Genomic DNA, 16,509 nt, shown 5'->3' on the forward strand with positions numbered 1-16,509 from the left:
GTCAGTGGCACGACCGGTGAGCGCATGCCCCAGGTCCGAAGCGCCGCGAACACCGGCTCCAACTCGGCGCCCCATTCGGTCAGCTCGTACGTCCTACCGGCCACAGGCGGTGGCAGCGTACGCCTGCGCAGAACGCCGACCGCCTCGAGAGCACGTAGCCGCTGTGCGAGCACACTGGGGCCCAGTCCGGGCAGGGCGGCCTGCAGGTCAGCGTAGCGGCGTGGCCCGAGACGCAGTTCCCTCACCACCAGCAGTGCCCAGCGCTCGCCGATCATGTCGAGCGCGTGGGCAATGGGACACGCCTGCCCGTACGTACGCTTTCCGACCTTCTCGCCGACCTTCTCGCCGACCTTCTCGGAGGTCTTCTCAGGGATCTTCGCGCTCGCCATCGCCACCACGTCCGTAGTCGGCCAAACTGAACTACGAAAATAGTAGCATCTACTTCGATTATCGAAGTAGAGTCGCGCCGTCGGGCCCGGTTGTGATCCCGTAGGGGCCCGCCTTCGCGTCCGTGACTGAGAACTCCCGAACCGATTTTTGTGCCCATGACACTGCCAGGTCGCTCGTCCGGCGTCTGGAGCGCGGCGATCAGGGGTGGCGGCGTACCAGCTCGACGATGACCGTGGCCAGATCGGCCGGCCGTGTCATCGGCACGTTGTGGTTGGCCGCGATCTCGATCAGTTCGCGGCCCGGAGCGGCATCGACCACGACCTGCATCTCGTCGCGGCGCTGGGCGTAGAAGCCACGGTCGGGCAACACGAACGTGATCGGGCGCCCGACATGCGCGTACACATCCACGCTCGGATAGATCACCGCGTGAGGGTCTGGAGCGCTGACGGCGGCAATCTCCTCGATGGTCGGACGGCGTTCCCAGAGCCCGTCCGCACGACGCAGGAAGGCGCGCCGCATGACCTCACGCACCAGCTCAGGGCGTGCTCCGGCGTTGAGCCAGTCGGTTCCGCTCTCACGCACGCACTGCTCGACGTACGCGTGCATCTGCTGTTCGCCGGCCCGCCAGCCGTAGCGGAACATCTCCCGTAGCCGTTCCGCCGCCTCCGGGCCCTGCCATTGGGCCTGGGCGAGTGTCGCCGTGCCCCGGTCGTCGAGCACCATGCCGTCGACCACGCACAACGCCGCCGCGTCCACCAGGCCGGCGGCGGCCGCCGCGGTCACGGCGTACCCACCCGTGGAATGACCCACCAGCACGGGACGGTCCCACTCCAAGGCCTCCACGACGTCGCCGAGGTCCCGCCAGTACTGCTCGGGCGTGCTCGACGCAGGCGTGCTCTGCCCGTGCCCACGCAGGTCCACCGCCACCGGGTGACAGTGCTCCACCAGACGGGACGCCACATCCGTCCATACCGCGGCATTATGACCACTGCCGTGGACCAGCAACACGCCCGTTGTCCCCTGGCCGCCGAAATCCAACCCCGACAGCACACCGTCGCTGACGGGCAACTTGATCTGTGTTCCCAACATCGTCTACACCCTGCCCGTCAGCACCCAGGCGAGGCAACTTGTTAACACTGCGGACAATGACGCCGTGGCGGGCCCGTTCGCCGGGGCTGAACTCAGCGGATAAGAAGATCGACTGGACGTCCATGCAACGTGACAAACCTGTGGGCCATCCAGCGCGCGAATGAGTATGTGAGGAGCGTCACGAATGCGGATCGGAGTCTCCGGAGCGTACGGTACCGGGAAGACGACTCTCGTCGAAGATCTGTGTGCACGCCTCGCCGGCCACGCAGTGCCTCGCGCCGAGATGCTCCAGCTCCGGCAGGCCATGAACGACACACTGCTGGATCTGGTGTACAACGACCCGCTGCAGGTGTTGGGCGATGTCCGCGACCTGCTGAGCCGCCGGCACAGTGGAAGCCAGTGGGACCACCACCCCACTCGCGGCCTGTGCCGGCTCGGTGACGACAGCGGACCCAGCACGCTCAAGCCGATACCCCTCCACCTCCGCTGGTCTGGCGTCGACCTCGTAGATCTGCTGGGAGACAACGTCGCGCTGGAGGCGGACGATGTCGAGACCCCTCGGACCGGGGACGTCCAGGTCTGCCGGTGCGGGCCGACCTGGACGTCATGATCAGGCGAGGTCGAACCGGTCGAGGTTCATGACCTTGTCCCACGCCGCGACGAAGTCGTTGACGAACTTCTCCTTCGCGTCATCGCTCGCGTAGACCTCGGCGAGCGCGCGCAGCTCGGAGTTCGACCCGAGGACGAGGTCGGTACGACTGCCGGTCCACTTGACCTCGCCCGTGGCGGCGTCGCGACCCTCGAACGTGTTCGCGTCCTCGGATGTCGCCTTCCACGTCGTGCCCAGGTCGAGCAGGTTGACGAAGAAGTCGTTGGTCAGAGACCCGGGGGCCGTGGTGAAGACGCCGAGCGGCGACTGCTGGGAGTTCGCGCCCAGGACGCGGAGGCCGCCCACGAGGACCGTCATCTCGGGGGCGCTCAGGTTGAGCAGGTTCGCCCGGTCGATCAGCAGGTACTCGGCCGGCAGCCGGTTGCCCTTCCCGAGGTGGTTGCGGAACCCGTCGGCGATCGGCTCGAGCGCGGCGAACGACTCCACGTCGGTCTGCTCCTGCGAGGCGTCCACGCGGCCCGGCGTGAAGGGGACCTCGACGTCGAAGCCGGCGTCCTTCGCGGCCTGCTCGACGGCAGCACCGCCGGCGAGCACGATCAGGTCGGCGAGCGAGATCTGCTTGCCGCCGGTCTGGGCGGCGTTGAAGGCCTCCTGGATCCCCTCCAGGGTGCGCAGCACCGTCGCCAACTGGTCGGGGTCGTTGACCTCCCATCCGCTCTGCGGCTGGAGGCGGACGCGCGCACCGTTGGCGCCGCCGCGCTTGTCGCTGCCGCGGAAGGACGAGGCCGACGCCCACGCGGTGGACACGAGCTGGGACACCGACAGGCCCGAGGCGAGGATCCGGCCCTTGAGGGAGGCGACGTCCTCGGCGTCGATGAGCTCGTGCGTCACCGTGGGGAGGGGGTCCTGCCACAGCAGCGTCTCGGCCGGGACCTCCGGGCCGAGGTAGCGCACGACCGGGCCCATGTCGCGGTGGGTCAGCTTGAACCACGCCCGGGCGAAGGCGTCCGCGAACTCGTCGGGGTTGTCGAGCCAGCGTCGCGTGATCTGCTCGTAGACCGGGTCCACGCGGAGCGAGAGGTCGGTCGTCAGCATCGTCGGGGCATGGCTCTTCGACGGGTCGTGGGCGTCGGGGACGGTGCCCGCCCCGGCGCCGTCCTTCGGCCTCCACTGGTGCGCGCCGGCAGGGCTCTTGAACAGCTCCCACTCGTAGCCGTACAGGATCTCGAGGAAGCTGTTGTCCCACGTCACCGGGGTGTTCGTCCATACACCTTCGAGACCGCTGGTGATCGTGTCGCCCCCCTTACCGGTGCCGTAGGTGTTCCTCCAGCCGAGGCCCTGCTCCTCGATCGAGGCAGCCTCGGGGGCGGGGCCGACCTCGTCAGCTGGGCCCGCACCGTGCGTCTTGCCGAAGGTGTGACCGCCCGCGATCAGGGCGGCCGTCTCCTCGTCGTTCATCGCCATCCGGCGGAACGTCTCACGGATGTCACGCGCCGCGGCGAGAGGGTCCGGGTTGCCGTTCGGACCCTCCGGGTTGACGTAGATGAGGCCCATCTGGACCGCGGCGAGGGGGTTCTCGAGCTCCCGGTCGCCGGTGTAGCGCTCGTCGCCGAGCCAGGTGGACTCGGGACCCCAGTAGACGTCCTCGTCGGGCTCCCAGACGTCCTCACGACCGCCGGCGAAACCGAAGGTCTTGAAGCCCATCGACTCCAGGGCGACGTTGCCGGCGAGGATCATGAGGTCGGCCCACGAGAGGCTCTTGCCGTACCTCTTCTTGACCGGCCACAGCAGGCGGCGAGCCTTGTCGAGGTTCCCGTTGTCCGGCCAGCTGTTGAGGGGGGCGAAGCGCTGCTGGCCGGCCCCGGCGCCGCCGCGGCCGTCGCTGATCCGGTAGGTGCCCGCGCTGTGCCACGCCATCCGGATCATGAACGGGCCGTAGTGGCCGAAGTCGGCCGGCCACCAGTCCTGCGAGGTCGTCAGCACCTCCAGGATGTCCTGCTTCACGGCCGCGAGGTCGAGGGTCTTGAACGCCTCGGCGTAGTTGAACTCCGCGCCGAGGGGGTTGGCCACGGCGGGGTTCTTGGCGAGGATCCGCACGTTGAGCCGCTCCGGCCACCACTGGCGGTTTCCGCCGCCCTGGGTCGGGTGTGCGGCGCGCCCGTGCGCGACCGGGCAGCCACCTCCGCCCTCCGTCTTCGCGTCTACGACGATTGCATCATTGTTCTCATACATGGGAATCCTTCCGAGCTAGTCGGATCACGGTGCTCATGACGTACGGGCGGGGGAACAGCCCGGGCACAGGCCCCAGTAGATGACCTCGGCCTCATCGATGGAGAAGCCGCGGTCGTCGGAGGCGGTCAGACAGGGCGCCTCACCGACCGCGCAGTCGACGTCGGCGACGACACCACACGACCGGCACACGATGTGGTGGTGGTTGTCCCCGATGCGCCCCTCGTACAGGGCCGGGCTACCGGGCGGTTCGATACGGCGTACGAGTCCAGCCGCGGTGAGCGCATGGAGCGCGTCATACACGGCTTGAAGGGAGATATGGCCTACGCGATCGCGCACCCTGGAGGCGACCGTCTCGACGTCGAGGTGGTCACCGCCGCGGACGGTATCGAGCAGCGCGACGCGGGCAGCCGTCACCCGCAGACCCGCACCACGCAGCTCCTCGGCAGTGGTCAGGGGCAGGGATGCGGTCATAGCGCCAACCTACCTACACAAACACGAATAATTCAAGACAACGACCGATTCAAGCCTTACATCACGTTAGGCGATGTTTGCCCTGTTCTAACGTGACGTCCGATTGGTGGACTTGGGGGCGACGCGTCACGGCCCCCACTTTTGCGCCGAGCGTCACTGCAGCATCTTTCCCAAAGATTTTTTGCAAAAATACTTTGGGAAAGACGGTTGGTGGATCTACTCTTTGGCCATGGCCAGTGAAGAGCACAAGCGTGTTCTCGATCCTGAGCAGGACGCCGCCGCGTTGAAGGCACTCACGCACCCCTTGCGCATCCGGCTGCTCGGATTGTTGCGACAAGACGGACCTGCCACCGCGAGCGAACTCGCGGCCAGGACCGGACAGACATCCGCTTCCACCAGCTACCACCTGCGGGTTCTGGCGCAGTATGCGTTCGTCGCCGAGGCCGAGCACCGCGACAGGCGAGAGCGCCGCTGGCGGGCGGTGCACTTGGTGACGTCCTGGAGCAACAAGGCGATGGACGCCGCGCCCGAAAGCCGCGCCTTCGTCAGCTTCACACGCAGGCGCCAGATCGAGCACCTGGAGGCGTCCCTCGTCCGGCATGAGGCCGACATCGCTGCCGGGCGGCTCGGCCAAGAGTGGCTGGAACCATCGGATATATCCGACCTGCTGCTCCGGCTGACCCCCGAGTCTCTCACCGAGCTGCGGCAGGTGCTCGATCGGAAAGTGGAGGAACTGACCACCCGAGACGCGGGCGATCCACGCGTCGCGCAGGTCGTCTTCCTCATCGCCGGGCTGCCCCTGGCACCGCACGATCCCGACCTTGATCCGGACGCCTCCGTTCCCGTGTCTACGGACGAGGACGCATCGTGACCGAGCCGCTGAGCATGCGCGCCGCACGTCGCCGCTATGTCACAGCCTGCGTGCTCTTCTGGCTGCCAGCCGGGCTGACCATCGCGCCCCTGATCCTGCTCTTCACCGAACGTGGCATGTCCCTCGTCGCCATCGCGGGCTTCTTCGCCGCGCACTCTCTCACCGCCGCCGCGCTGGAGCTGCCCACAGGAGGGCTGTCCGACGTTCTTGGACGCCGAACCGTCCTGGCCGCCGCCGGTCTGCTGAACCTGACCGCTTTCATGCTCCTGGGTCTGGGCACCACACCCTGGGTGCTCACCTGCGGTATGACCCTCATGGGGGCGGGCCGAGCCCTGTCCAGCGGACCAGCCGAGGCCTGGTACGTCGACATCGTCCATGCGCACTCCGGCCCTGGCGCCGACCTGCGCCCCGGTCTAGCCCGAGGGAAGTCCGCAACATCGGCGGCGCTGGCCACCGGCACCCTGCTCGGCGGCGCCGTACCCTGGCTGCTGGCAACCGGCCCGGACGTGGGTACGCGACTGAGCGAAGCAACCTCCGGCCTGGTTCTTCCTCTATCGGTCCCGCTGCTGTTGGCCGCTGCTATCGAGATCGCCTTCGTGCTGTACGTCATGACAGCCCTGCGCGAGCCACCTCGGCCAGCGGCCACTCTGCACGGCGTTCTACGAGGCATCCCTGCCACCATCGCCAGTGGACTGCGCCTGGGCGGACGCGACGCGATGGTCCGCCGTATCCTCCTCAGCGCAGCAGCCGCCGGCAGTGCCCTGGCCGCCATCGAACTGCTCACACCGGGCCGCGTCGCGACCCTGACCGGCGCATCCGAGTCTGGCGCGGTGGTCTTCGCCGCGCTTGCTTGCGCCGGTTTCCTCTGTTCAGGTCTCGGGAGCCACCTCGCACCGCTCATCGCACGCCTGGCAGGCAGCGGCGAGCGCGCGGTCCTGGCAAGCCTTGGGACCAGCGCCAGCGGACTGCTACTCCTCGGCGCCACCGCAGCATCCACCGGAGCACCCGCGACAGCCCTCGCGGCCACCGGCTACGGCCTGGTTTACCTCGGGCTCGGCTCTGCGGGCCCGAGCGAAAACGACCTCCTGCACCGCCGGGTCACGAGTGCGGGCCGCGCTACCGCCTTATCCGTCCAGTCTCTCGCCTTGCAACTTGCCTGCGCCCTCACTGGCTTACTCATAGGTGTCCTGCCGCCCGGCCCGATTCCTTGGTTGCTGGCAGGAGCCGTATTGCTGACAGGAGCCCTCCTATGGATCCACCGCGGCAAACCGACTGCTGCGACCGCCACGACGACAGCCCAGCACACCACGGCGTCGCCCTCTCCGAGCGCGGATGCTCCGCCCCGCATCTGACCGAAGGATCACAGGGTGCTACCACAAGTCCGCACAGACCCACTTACCGGCCATGTTCACCAGCCACGGCCGCTGTCGCGCGTACAGAGCTGTGAGTACGTCGCCGTGCACACGTACGGCTTCCCGTTCCGACCATGACGACCATCCAGGAGATCACGATGCATCCAGACTTATACCTATTCGTTGAAGGCGTACGAGCCCGTGAGCTATGGGAGGAGGCTGACCGGCAGCGCAAAGCCCGCCTGGTCGCCCCCGCGTCGGTCATCAGTGCTTTCGAGGAGCGGCTCGGCTGGGTGCTGGTGAGGACGGGCCTTCGGCTCGTGGACCGCCACGCCTGCAGACCGCACTGGTCGCCATCCATGCCGCCCAGATGACTGACAACCTCAGGGGCGAGGTGCCGCATAACCATGGCTGACCGTGGCGCGCAACGGCTGCCAGTACTGCCGACACCGGCGAGGTCCTTTTCCAGGCCACGGTTGGCCTTGGTCAGCTCCTTGTTGGTCTTGGCCAGGGCGGCGGTGAGCGTGGCGGTCGTGGCGAGCACCGGGGCGCCGGCGTGATCAGGGTGACCGTTGATCAGCGTTGCCTATGTCGTCGTGTCAGTGCTTTCCCGTGGCGCTGGTACGGCGGGTGGGCCCTGGCCGCGCAGCCGGTCCATCTCCCGCCATTCGGGCCGCAGCCCCGTCAGGCTCGTGGTGAGCGCGTAGGTCGCCCCGCTCGCGAGCAGCACCGGCGCCAGCCCCACGGCCGCCACCGCCACCCCGCCCACCAGCCCTCCGAGCGGTATCCCGGCCCATGCGAGGGAGTCACTCAGCGCGTTGACCCGGCCCAACAGGCGCCGCGGCACCCGCTCGTAGGAGATCGCCCCAAGGATCGGGTTCAGGAACCCGACGGCGAACCCGCCCACCGCGAACACCGCCACCATGGCCCACACCGGCGCGTCCACCGCCAGGATGAGGAACCGCGACGGCCCGGCGAGCAGGAACGCGACAAAGAACACCGGCCTGCGCCGCATCCGGTGCGCCACGGCGGCCGCGACCAGGCTGCCGCCGACGGCCGTCAACCCCATCACGCTGCTGTTCAGACCGACCAGGGCGGGGCCGTGGCCGGACTCCTTGGCCCACACGGGCGCGAGTACCTGGCTGAAGGCCGCGTCGAGCAAGTTCGTGACGCCGACCATGACGACCACGGAGAGCAGCAGCGGTTCGCCGCGCAGGAACGCGAAGCCCTGGCCGAACCGCCGCCAGTACCCCTCCGTCACCTCCTGCGCCGGCGCGCGGTGCCCCATGCCGCGGGGCAACGCCCACGCCACGACCACGGAGCCGAGCGCGAAGCAGGTGACGCTGATGCCCAGACTGGCCAGCGGCCCGAGTAGCGCCACCACCGTGCCCCCCGCCGCGGGCCCCACCGTCTGGGCCAGCCGCTCGGTCACGCCCATCAGACCGGTGGCTCGCTCCAGCGGCACCCGCCCTCGCTCGGCCGCCTCGGGAACCATGATCTCCTTGGCCAGGTCCCCTGGACCACGGGCCGCGCCGACCACCGCGACCAGGGCGATTAGCGCACCCAGCGGCAGCAGGTCCAGCGCGTGCAGAAGGACCACAGCCCCAGCCGCCGCAGCGCTCACCACGTCCCCGATCCATGAGATCCGGCGCGGCCCGACCCGATCGACCAGCGGCCCGGTCAGCGCCTTGACCAGCACGTACGGGGCCATCTCCGCGAATGCCACCACCCCCGTCTGCACCGCACTCCCGGTCGTCGTCAGTACGAACCAGGGCAGCGCGATGGCCGACACCCGCGTGCCGGTCAGCGACACCGTCATGGCCGCGAGCAGGCCGGCCATCGGGCGTAAGGACCCGCGCGATCCCATCACGCGCCCTCCGGCAGCTCAGGCAGGAGCTGCGTGATCAGCGAGACCCGCGCAGCGCCCTCGGGCGCCGCCTCGCCGGGCATGTCGCGGCGGTAGCGGGAGATGGTCTCTTCCAGTTCCTCGCGCAGCCGCTGCCCCTCCTCCGGGGTGAGACGCAGTGCGAAGGAGCTGAGGTTGAGCACGCGCCGCCACTGCCCTGGCATGGTCTGCAGGTCGTTCAGCGTCCGCTGGGTGCGCAGGTTGTACAAGGCGGCGATGGACTGCATGTAGGCCAGCACCGCTTCGGGCTCCCGCTCCGCCAGCTCGTCGTCGGTGAGACGGGTGACGAGGTGGACCGAGCGCCACCAGCGCTCGCGGGCGTTGCCTCGCTCGGTGTCCTCCTCCACGAATCCGGCGGCGCCGAGCCTGCGCAGGTGGTAGCTGGCCGTACCCGAATTCACCCCCAGGCGCTCGGCCAGGCGGGTGGCGGTGGACGGGCCATGTCTGCGCAGCAGGTCCACGAGTTGCACCCGCACCGGGTGGGCCAGTGCCCGCAGGCCTTTGGCGTCGAGGACGACCACGCTCTCGCGGGGTTCGGTCATGCCCCGAAGCCTAAACCGCAAACACTCATTCGCAAACACTCATTCGCGAAGAATTGTTGGCGATCGCGCTCGATCCAGCCGCGTTCGTCGACCACCGCCTCCTGCCAGCACTCGGGCACCACATGCTCAATCGGCACGGTGAGGGCCGGACGGCCACGTGGCGTGGGTCGGTGAAGACCAGCAGGATCTGCTCAGCCAGCTGCCCAAGTGGTTCGGCGCTGCCGTCAGCTGAGCGCGCAGTCGTGGCTCGAACGGGCGGGACCTATCTCCAGCCGAGTTCGGCGCGGCCCGGTGCCGTACTCCGCCAGCTCGAAGCCCCTGCGAAGTACGACGACCCCAGCAAGATCTCTACCGGGCGCTCGCAGAAGCCGGGCAGGCCGCCGCGGACGACAGCCTGCCGATCCGGCCAAAGCCCGTCCGTATCCGGCACCCCCCGGCGTCCGAGGAAGCCGATCTTCGCGAGGGATGGTGATGAGGTTGTCCCGCACAAGCTCGACGAGGTCTCGGCCGACGTCAGGAGCTCGTGAGGATGACGAGTCGCTGGGTCGCTCGGGTCATCGCGACGTAGCGGTCGACCGCTCCTTCGATGCCCTTGCCGAACGCCTCTGGGTCGATGAGGACGACCAGGTCGAACTCGAGCCCCTTCGACAGCTCCGGGGTCAGCGACCGGACGCGGGACGTCGCCCGGAACGTGGGATCGCCGATGACGCAGGCGATCCCGTCGGCGTGCGCGGCGAGCCAGGTGTCGAGGATCGAGCCCAGATCCGAAGCAGATCCGTGTACGACGGGGACGTCGCTGCTGCGGATGGAGGTCGGCACGTTGGCGTCCGGGAGCACGGCCCGGATGACCGGCTCGGCTTCCGCCATGATTTCTTCCGGCGTCCGGTAGTTGATGCTCAAGGAGGCCAGGTTGATCCGGTCGAGCCCGATCCGCTCGAGCCGTTCCTGCCACGACTCCGTGAACCCGTGCCTGGCCTGGGCACGGTCCCCGACGATGGTGAAGCTCCGGGACGGGCAGCGGAGCAACAACATCTGCCACTCTGCGTCGGTCAGTTCCTGAGCCTCGTCCACGACGATGTGCGCGAACGGCCCGGCGAGCCGGTCCGGTTCGGCGCTGGGCGATGCGGTCTCGTCGACCAGGGCGTCCCGTATGTCCTGTCCGTGCAGCATCGTCACCACACCCTCACCGTCGTCATCGGCCTCGAGCATGTTGTCGACAACCCTGGCCATGCGCTCGCGTTCGGCGGCGACAGAGGCTTCATGGCGGCGCCTACGTCGCGACGCCTCCGGGTCGCCGAGCCGCTGCCGCGCCGCGTCCAGGAGCGGCAGGTCGGACACCGTCCACGCCTGGGCGTCCTCGCGCTGCAGCTTCTTAACGTCATCGGGGCTGAGCCAGGGAGCGCACATCCGCAGGTAGGCGGGTACCGACCACAGGTCTCCGACGAGGTCTGCCGCTTCGATCAGCGGCCACGCGCGGTTGAAGGTCGTGAGCAGCTCCCTGTTCTGCAGCAGCGACTTGCGGAGCAGGCCGGCCGAGGCGTCGCCGTCGTGCTTGTCCATCAGGATCGTGAGCAGTTCCTCCCAGATCTGGTCGCGCGCCTCGTTGTGCGGAGTACCGGGCTCTGCCGCTTCGAACGCCTCGGCCCAATCGTCGGCGCTCAGCCAGATGTCGGACCAGTGGGTCGTGATCGTCATCCCCTTGGTGGGCGGGTTCTCGTAGAACCTGACGGCCGGCTCGATCGCCTTCACCAGGTTCGCGGACGACTTCAGGTGGGCCACGTCCGGGTCGGCCTCGATCGCCGCCGCGGCTCCCTCGGCTACGAGGTCCCGCAGGGTGCAGGTCTGCACGCCTTCCTCTCCGAGGCTGGGGAGGACGTCGGCGACGTAGGCCAGGTAGGGCTGGTGCGGACCGACGAACAGCACGCCGCCCCGGCGGTGACCGAGGCGAGGGTCGGAGTAGAGGAGGTAGGCGGAGCGGTGCAGAGCGACGACGGTCTTCCCCGTACCCGGACCGCCGTCGACGACGAGAGCGCCGCGGGATCCCGCCCGGATGATGGCGTCCTGGTCGGCCTGGATGGTGCCGAGCACGTCGCGCATCCGGGGCGACCGGTTGCTGCCCAGGCTGGCGATGAAGGCGGACTGGTCGTCGAGCGCGGCGTGCCCTTCAATCCCGTCCGAGGTGAACACCTCGTCCCAGTAGTCGCTGATCCGGCCGCGGGTCCAGCGATACCTGCGGCGGCTTGCCAGACCCATCGGGTTGGCGTGGGTCGCTCCGAAGAACGGCTCGGCCGCTGGGGAGCGCCAGTCGAGCAGCAGCCGACGACCCGCGCTGTCCGTGAGGCCAAGTCGTCCGACGTACACGGGCTCGGGGTTGTCCAAGCTGACCATGTGTCCGAGGCACAGGTCCAAACCGAATCGACGCAGTGCGCGCAGGCGAGCGCTCAGCCGGTGGATCTCCATGTCCCGGTCCATCGCCTGCCGGCCTTTGCCGCCGGGCGACTTGCGCTCGGCGTCGAGGCGGTCGGACAGGTCGGCGATCGACTGCTCGAGGCTCTCCGCGATGGCCGCGAAGTGCTGCTCATCGCCGGCGATCAGCGTCGCGTCGGCCTTGGGGGCGAGGTGGTCGAGAAGGTCGAACGCACTGGTAGTCAGGGGGTTCACGCTACTAACTCCGATCAGAGGTGGACGAGGCACTTTCCCAGCTCAACGACCCGCATGGTTCACGCGCGGACATTCGCGGCCTCTTCTCGGCTGACCGCGTCGAGCAGCAGCTTCGCGGCCACCGCCGCCCCGTCGGTGCTGATCGTGCCGGCCACGGCGGCCGCTCGTGCGCGGGTCTCAGGGGCCAAGGCGGTCCTGAGCGCGGCTGACAGGGACTCGGTGGTCGGAGTCGGACCGTCGTGTGCCGCGCCGATGCCCAGCTCGGCCACCCGGCCGGCCCAGTACGGCTGGTCCGTCGCCTGGGGTACCACCACCTGAGGCGCGCCAGCCCGGGCGGCCGTCGTCGTCGTACCCGCGCCGCCGTGGTGCACGACGGCGGCCACCCGGCCGAACAGGACCTGATGGTTGACCTCGCCGACGACGAAGCAGTCGTCCCGGTCGTCGATCAGGGCCAGGTCGGCCCAGCCACGGGCGACGAGCGCGCGGCGGCCCTGCGCTCGGATCGCCTCGACGGCCACCTGGGCGGCGTCCGTCGATGCGCGCATGGGCATGCTGCCGAAGCCCACATACACCGGTGGTGTGCCGGCGTCCAGGAACGCCACCAACTCGGCCGGGAGTGGGCGAACGTCGGGCAGGATCCACGCGCCGGTCTGTACGACGTCGAGGTCCGGCGTCTCCTGCCACGGGTCCAGGGCCGGGTCCGTCGCCAGCCACGGCTGGTCGCCCATGGCGTAGTCGCGAACGTCGTCCACCGGGGGCAGGCCGATCGACGCCCGGTTGGTGTTGAGCGCCTCACCGAACAGCGCATTGATGCTCTGGGCGTCCAGCTCCCACAGCACCCGGTTGTCGGTCACGTCCGGCGGGAACGGCCGGCCCGGATACGCCAGCGGCGGGTGGTGCGGCGACGGCAGGGTGAGCTGCTGGAAGGTCGCGTGCACGTAGCGGATGCCCAGTTTCTCGGCCACCGACCGCGCGCCGGCCACGGCCGGCATCATGCCGGTCGCCACCAACGCGTCACACCCCTCGGCCGCCGCGGTGACGGCGTCGAGCTGGCTGGCGATCAACTCGGCCGCCCGCTGGGGCAGGTTCGCCGACGACGGCGGCGGCGCCACAGTCGTCAGTACGCGCGCCGACTGGCCGAAGGGCACCAGCGGCACGCCGACCTCGGCCAGCCGCTCCGCGAAGTCCGGCGGCGCGCACACCCGCACCTCCGCGCCGAGTCCCCGCAACCGCACCGCGAGTGCCACCACCGGTTCGACGTCCCCCCGCGACCCATACGTCGACAACAACACACGCACTTCGCATCCCCCATTTACGCAGGTCCTGGCTTCGGCCGCCCATTCTGGGGCACGACCCGGGTCTTGCCGCAAGCCCCCCGGTGCGCTATACGTTGAGAGTGGAAAGGAGCGGGTACTCCCCTTTCCCCTTCATCGTCCGCGGTGGACGGACAACCGCCTCCCGAAGCGGCAGCGCGCCGGCCCAAGAGGATCTCCCATGGGCCCACGGATGCAGCCGCGGAACGAGAGGTTCTTCACCGTCTCTATGCGGCCAGGCCGAGGCCGAGTCTCCACGGGAATCAGGTAGAACCTCGAGGTCACCGGAGCGGGAGTGTCCAGTAGCCTGCCCCGATGGATGATCTCGTGCTGTCGGTGGTGGTGGGGTCGCGCGCCTACGGTCTGGACACCGCCTCCTCCGACGTCGACCGGCGGGGTGTGTTCGTGGCGCCGACGCGGGACTTCTGGCGGCTGGACAAGCCGCCGACGCATCGCGACGGGCCGCTACCCGAGCAGTTCTCGTGGGAGGTGGAGCGCTTCTGCGTGCTGGCGCTTGAGGCCAACCCGACGGTGCTGGAGTGCCTGTGGTCGCCGATCGTCGAGCGGGTCACGCCGGAGGGCGAGCGGCTGCGGGCGCTGCGTACGGCGTTCCTGTCCAGGCGGGCGCACCGCTCGTTCGCGGGTTACGCCGACGCCCAGTTCCGCCGCCTCGACCCGGCGCGCCCCAGGTGGAAGCAGGCGATGCACATGATCAGGCTGCTGCTCAGCGGCCTCAGCCTGGTCGAGCGCGGCGAGCCGCTCCTGGAGGTGGGCGGCCACCGCGACCGGCTTCTCGCGGTCCGGCGCGGCGAGCTGACCTGGGCGGAGGTCGACGCCTGGCGCGCCGACCTCGCCACCCGGTTGTCCGGGGCGCTGCCGGGCAGCGTGCTGCCCGAGGAGCCCGGCCGTGCGGCCGTGGAGGAGTTCCTGATGGAGGTGCGCGCGGCTCACCTTTGACATCCTCCCCCGCCTGAAGTGAAGGCGGGGGATTCCAACGGCGACTACCCCACAGGAAGAGCGCTTGGCTCTCACGACTCTCCCCGGCGACATGCCTGCAGGCGTTGCAGGTCCGCGACGTGAAACGCGGATTGATCTTCGGTCGCGCAGCGTGGGCGCGTTCGGCAACTCGCCGGTGAACAACGCCGCCGACACACTCACGCCACGGTCCACACCGACAACCCCACCATTACCAGGAGGGGGGCGCGGCTCGGGGAGCGCGGCGAACGCCACATGCCAACGCCCCGCCGCATCCAGGGCGACCCGATACGACCTCACCCCGCCGGGCCACCGCACGCGACCAGCGAAACCGCACCCACCCGACCTTCGCCACCCTCACCTCACCCACATTGCGCGACACCCGGCGCACATCACCGCTCGCTTCGGTCCGCGTCCTGGGCGTGGTCAGGACAGGGCGCGGACGGCGCCGGTGAAGAGGGCGGGCAGGTGGTGGGCGGCGGGGACGACCAGGCTGGCGGTGCCGGGGCGGCGGGCGGCGTGCAGAAGCGCGCCGGTGAGGAGGCGGTGGGCCAGCGACAGTCGGCGCCAGGCGCGCTCGTAGTCGGCGGGCCTCCCCTTCGTCAGGCAACCGACCAGGGCTTTCGCGGAGAGTACCGCCAGTGAGATGCCCTCGCCGGTGAGCGCGTCGGTGTATCCGGCGGCGTCGCCCACCAGGAGCACCCGGCCGGCCACCCGGGCGCGTACGCGCTGCCGCATCGGGCCCGCGCCGCGTACCGGGGTGGCGGGTGGGGCGTCCAGGCGGGCACGCAGGTCGGGGAAGGCGGCCAGGTGCTCGTCGAAGCCGCAGCGCCGCGAGCTGAGCACCGCCACACCCACGAGATCGTCGCCGACCGGGGTCACGTACGCCTCCCCCGTGCCCGACCAGTGCACTTCGACGAAGTCCGTCCAAGGGGCGATCTCGTAGTGCCTGCGCAGGCCGTATCTCCGCTGGCCCGCGTACGGCAGCGCGAGCCCCAGCGCCTCGCGGAGCGGCGAGTGCAGACCGTCGGCGGCCACCAGCCACCGCGCCCGCATCCCCCCGCCTGTTCTCCACTCCTCACGCGAGCGCGTCTCCTCGCCCCGGTGGGCTTGGAGGTCTCCTGCGGGAGGCCGGGTGAGTTGGGCTTCGACGCCTTTCTCGTCCTGGCGGGCCGCGGTGATCCGGCCGGTGACGGTGGTCACGCCGAGATCGGCGGCTCTGCGGGACAGGGCGGCGTGCAGGACGGTGCGCCGGACGCCCAGCCCCACACCCGCACCGGTACCCGGTGAGAACGTGGCGCGGGCGCGGCGGCGGCTGTCGAGGTACTCGATGCCGTGTAGCGGCCTGCCGTACGGTTCCACGCCCATCGCCCGCAGCGCGGCCACGCCGCTCGGCATCAAGCCCTCACCGCACGCCTTGTCCACCGGCGAGGAGCGCGGCTCGACGACCACGACCTCCAGCCCGGCGAGCGCCGCGTGGATGGCGGTCGCCAGCCCGGCGGGCCCGCCCCCGGCCACCAGCACGTCGATCACGTCGCCCACCCCCTCCTCCGCTGAAGCCCGCCGATCACGTCGCCGCGTTCGAGGCGGTGGCGAGGGCGGTGTTCTCGCAGCGGATCCGCACCACCATCAGGGCGGCGTTGAGGAGGGTGAAGGTCAGGGCGGTGATCCAGGCGGTGTGCGTCAGAGGGAGGGCCACGCCCTCGACGGCGACCGCGACGTAGTTGGGGTGGCGCAGCCAGCCGTACCGGTAGGGGCCGGTGGTCACCAGGGGTAGGTCCGGGACCACGAGCACCTGTGTGTTCCAGCGCGGGCCGAGAGCCGTGATGCACCACCAGCGCAGGCCCTGGGCGGCGATGACGAGGGCGAGCATCGGCCAGCCGAGCCATGGCAGGAACGGGCGGTCGGCCAGGGCCGCCTCCAGCAGGCAGCCGGCGAGCAGGCCGGTGTGCAGGGCCACCATGAACGGGTAGTGGCCCTGGCCGTACCGGATGCCGCCGCGTTCCAGGCTCCAGCGGGTGTTGCGGCGCGCGACGGCGAGTTCGGCGAGGCGTTCCGCGCCGACCGCCAGAACGAGGAGAACGTACCAGGTCATCG

Annotated in this window: 14 protein-coding genes; 4 read left to right on the forward strand and 10 right to left on the reverse strand. The window is 69.7% G+C overall.

What is annotated here, in order from left to right:
- Positions 1-389: helix-turn-helix domain-containing protein (locus ABZ911_RS06140; RefSeq protein ID WP_358052441.1), on the reverse strand; the 389-nt coding region annotated here is incomplete at its 3' end.
- A 199-nt stretch (positions 390-588) separates the two neighbouring features.
- A complete protein-coding gene (locus ABZ911_RS06145) occupies positions 589-1,479 on the reverse strand; it encodes an alpha/beta hydrolase (RefSeq protein ID WP_358052443.1) in 891 nt (296 codons plus the stop codon).
- 184 nt (positions 1,480-1,663) lie between these two features.
- On the opposite strand from ABZ911_RS06145, the gene ABZ911_RS06150 reads away from it, so the two are divergent.
- On the forward strand, positions 1,664-2,089 hold the full coding sequence (locus tag ABZ911_RS06150; protein WP_358052445.1) for a hypothetical protein: 426 nt from the start codon (positions 1,664-1,666) through the stop codon (positions 2,087-2,089).
- Here ABZ911_RS06150 and katG read toward each other — a convergent pair whose 3' ends face one another.
- Complete coding sequence (katG, locus tag ABZ911_RS06155; RefSeq protein ID WP_358052447.1) at positions 2,090-4,321, reverse strand: catalase/peroxidase HPI; 2,232 nt, start codon at positions 4,319-4,321, stop codon at positions 2,090-2,092. It abuts the gene before it with no gap.
- A 33-nt stretch (positions 4,322-4,354) separates the two neighbouring features.
- Positions 4,355-4,792 (reverse strand): Fur family transcriptional regulator, encoded by a 438-nt coding sequence (locus ABZ911_RS06160; protein ID WP_358052449.1) that lies wholly within the window; start codon positions 4,790-4,792, stop codon positions 4,355-4,357.
- Between the two features lie 229 nt (positions 4,793-5,021).
- Between ABZ911_RS06160 and ABZ911_RS06165 the strand changes: the two genes are divergently transcribed.
- Together ABZ911_RS06165 and ABZ911_RS06170 are read left to right on the forward strand one after the other, a co-directional pair.
- Complete coding sequence (locus tag ABZ911_RS06165) at positions 5,022-5,663, forward strand: helix-turn-helix domain-containing protein (RefSeq protein WP_358052451.1); 642 nt, start codon at positions 5,022-5,024, stop codon at positions 5,661-5,663.
- Positions 5,660-7,015, forward strand: coding sequence for a hypothetical protein (locus tag ABZ911_RS06170; RefSeq protein ID WP_358052453.1), 1,356 nt, complete (start codon positions 5,660-5,662; stop codon positions 7,013-7,015). The genes ABZ911_RS06165 and ABZ911_RS06170 overlap by 4 nt, the downstream gene beginning before the upstream one ends.
- A 586-nt stretch (positions 7,016-7,601) precedes the next feature.
- On the opposite strand, the gene ABZ911_RS06175 is transcribed toward ABZ911_RS06170, so the two are convergent.
- The 4 genes from ABZ911_RS06175 to ABZ911_RS06190 form a co-directional block, all read right to left on the reverse strand.
- A complete protein-coding gene (locus tag ABZ911_RS06175; protein WP_358052455.1) occupies positions 7,602-8,855 on the reverse strand; it encodes an MFS transporter in 1,254 nt (417 codons plus the stop codon).
- A 26-nt stretch (positions 8,856-8,881) separates the two neighbouring features.
- On the reverse strand, positions 8,882-9,463 hold the full coding sequence (locus ABZ911_RS06180; RefSeq protein WP_358052456.1) for a helix-turn-helix domain-containing protein: 582 nt from the start codon (positions 9,461-9,463) through the stop codon (positions 8,882-8,884).
- 513 nt (positions 9,464-9,976) lie between these two features.
- Positions 9,977-12,124 carry an RNA polymerase recycling motor ATPase HelR gene (gene helR, locus ABZ911_RS06185; RefSeq protein WP_358052458.1) on the reverse strand — a complete coding sequence of 716 codons (2,148 nt, stop codon included), beginning with the start codon at positions 12,122-12,124 and terminating at the stop codon, positions 9,977-9,979.
- A 59-nt stretch (positions 12,125-12,183) separates the two neighbouring features.
- Positions 12,184-13,422 carry a glycosyltransferase gene (locus ABZ911_RS06190; protein ID WP_358052460.1) on the reverse strand — a complete coding sequence of 413 codons (1,239 nt, stop codon included), beginning with the start codon at positions 13,420-13,422 and terminating at the stop codon, positions 12,184-12,186.
- Between the two features lie 330 nt (positions 13,423-13,752).
- Between ABZ911_RS06190 and ABZ911_RS06195 the strand changes: the two genes are divergently transcribed.
- Positions 13,753-14,394: a nucleotidyltransferase domain-containing protein gene (locus tag ABZ911_RS06195; protein WP_358052462.1), complete on the forward strand. Its 642-nt coding sequence runs from the start codon at positions 13,753-13,755 to the stop codon at positions 14,392-14,394.
- Between the two features lie 444 nt (positions 14,395-14,838).
- On the opposite strand, the gene ABZ911_RS06200 is transcribed toward ABZ911_RS06195, so the two are convergent.
- On the reverse strand, positions 14,839-15,954 hold the full coding sequence (locus ABZ911_RS06200) for an NAD(P)/FAD-dependent oxidoreductase (protein WP_358052463.1): 1,116 nt from the start codon (positions 15,952-15,954) through the stop codon (positions 14,839-14,841).
- A gap of 25 nt (positions 15,955-15,979) precedes the next feature.
- Positions 15,980-16,507 carry an isoprenylcysteine carboxyl methyltransferase family protein gene (locus ABZ911_RS06205; RefSeq protein ID WP_358052465.1) on the reverse strand — a complete coding sequence of 176 codons (528 nt, stop codon included), beginning with the start codon at positions 16,505-16,507 and terminating at the stop codon, positions 15,980-15,982.
- Positions 16,508-16,509: the final 2 nt, after the last annotated feature.

The sequence above is a fragment of the Nonomuraea sp. NPDC046570 genome, from assembly GCF_040645915.1.
Taxonomy (GTDB): Bacteria; Actinomycetota; Actinomycetes; order Streptosporangiales; family Streptosporangiaceae; genus Nonomuraea.

Coding starts and splice junctions, on each gene's coding strand:
- ABZ911_RS06145 (WP_358052443.1), bottom strand. CDS start 1,479: ATGTTGGGAACACAGATCAAGTTGCCCGTCAGCGACGGTGTGCTGTCG.
- ABZ911_RS06150 (WP_358052445.1), top strand. CDS start 1,664: ATGCGGATCGGAGTCTCCGGAGCGTACGGTACCGGGAAGACGACTCTC.
- katG (WP_358052447.1), bottom strand. CDS start 4,321: ATGTATGAGAACAATGATGCAATCGTCGTAGACGCGAAGACGGAGGGC.
- ABZ911_RS06160 (WP_358052449.1), bottom strand. CDS start 4,792: ATGACCGCATCCCTGCCCCTGACCACTGCCGAGGAGCTGCGTGGTGCG.
- ABZ911_RS06165 (WP_358052451.1), top strand. CDS start 5,022: ATGGCCAGTGAAGAGCACAAGCGTGTTCTCGATCCTGAGCAGGACGCC.
- ABZ911_RS06175 (WP_358052455.1), bottom strand. CDS start 8,855: ATGGCCGGCCTGCTCGCGGCCATGACGGTGTCGCTGACCGGCACGCGG.
- ABZ911_RS06180 (WP_358052456.1), bottom strand. CDS start 9,463: ATGACCGAACCCCGCGAGAGCGTGGTCGTCCTCGACGCCAAAGGCCTG.
- ABZ911_RS06195 (WP_358052462.1), top strand. CDS start 13,753: ATGGATGATCTCGTGCTGTCGGTGGTGGTGGGGTCGCGCGCCTACGGT.
- ABZ911_RS06205 (WP_358052465.1), bottom strand. CDS start 16,507: ATGACCTGGTACGTTCTCCTCGTTCTGGCGGTCGGCGCGGAACGCCTC.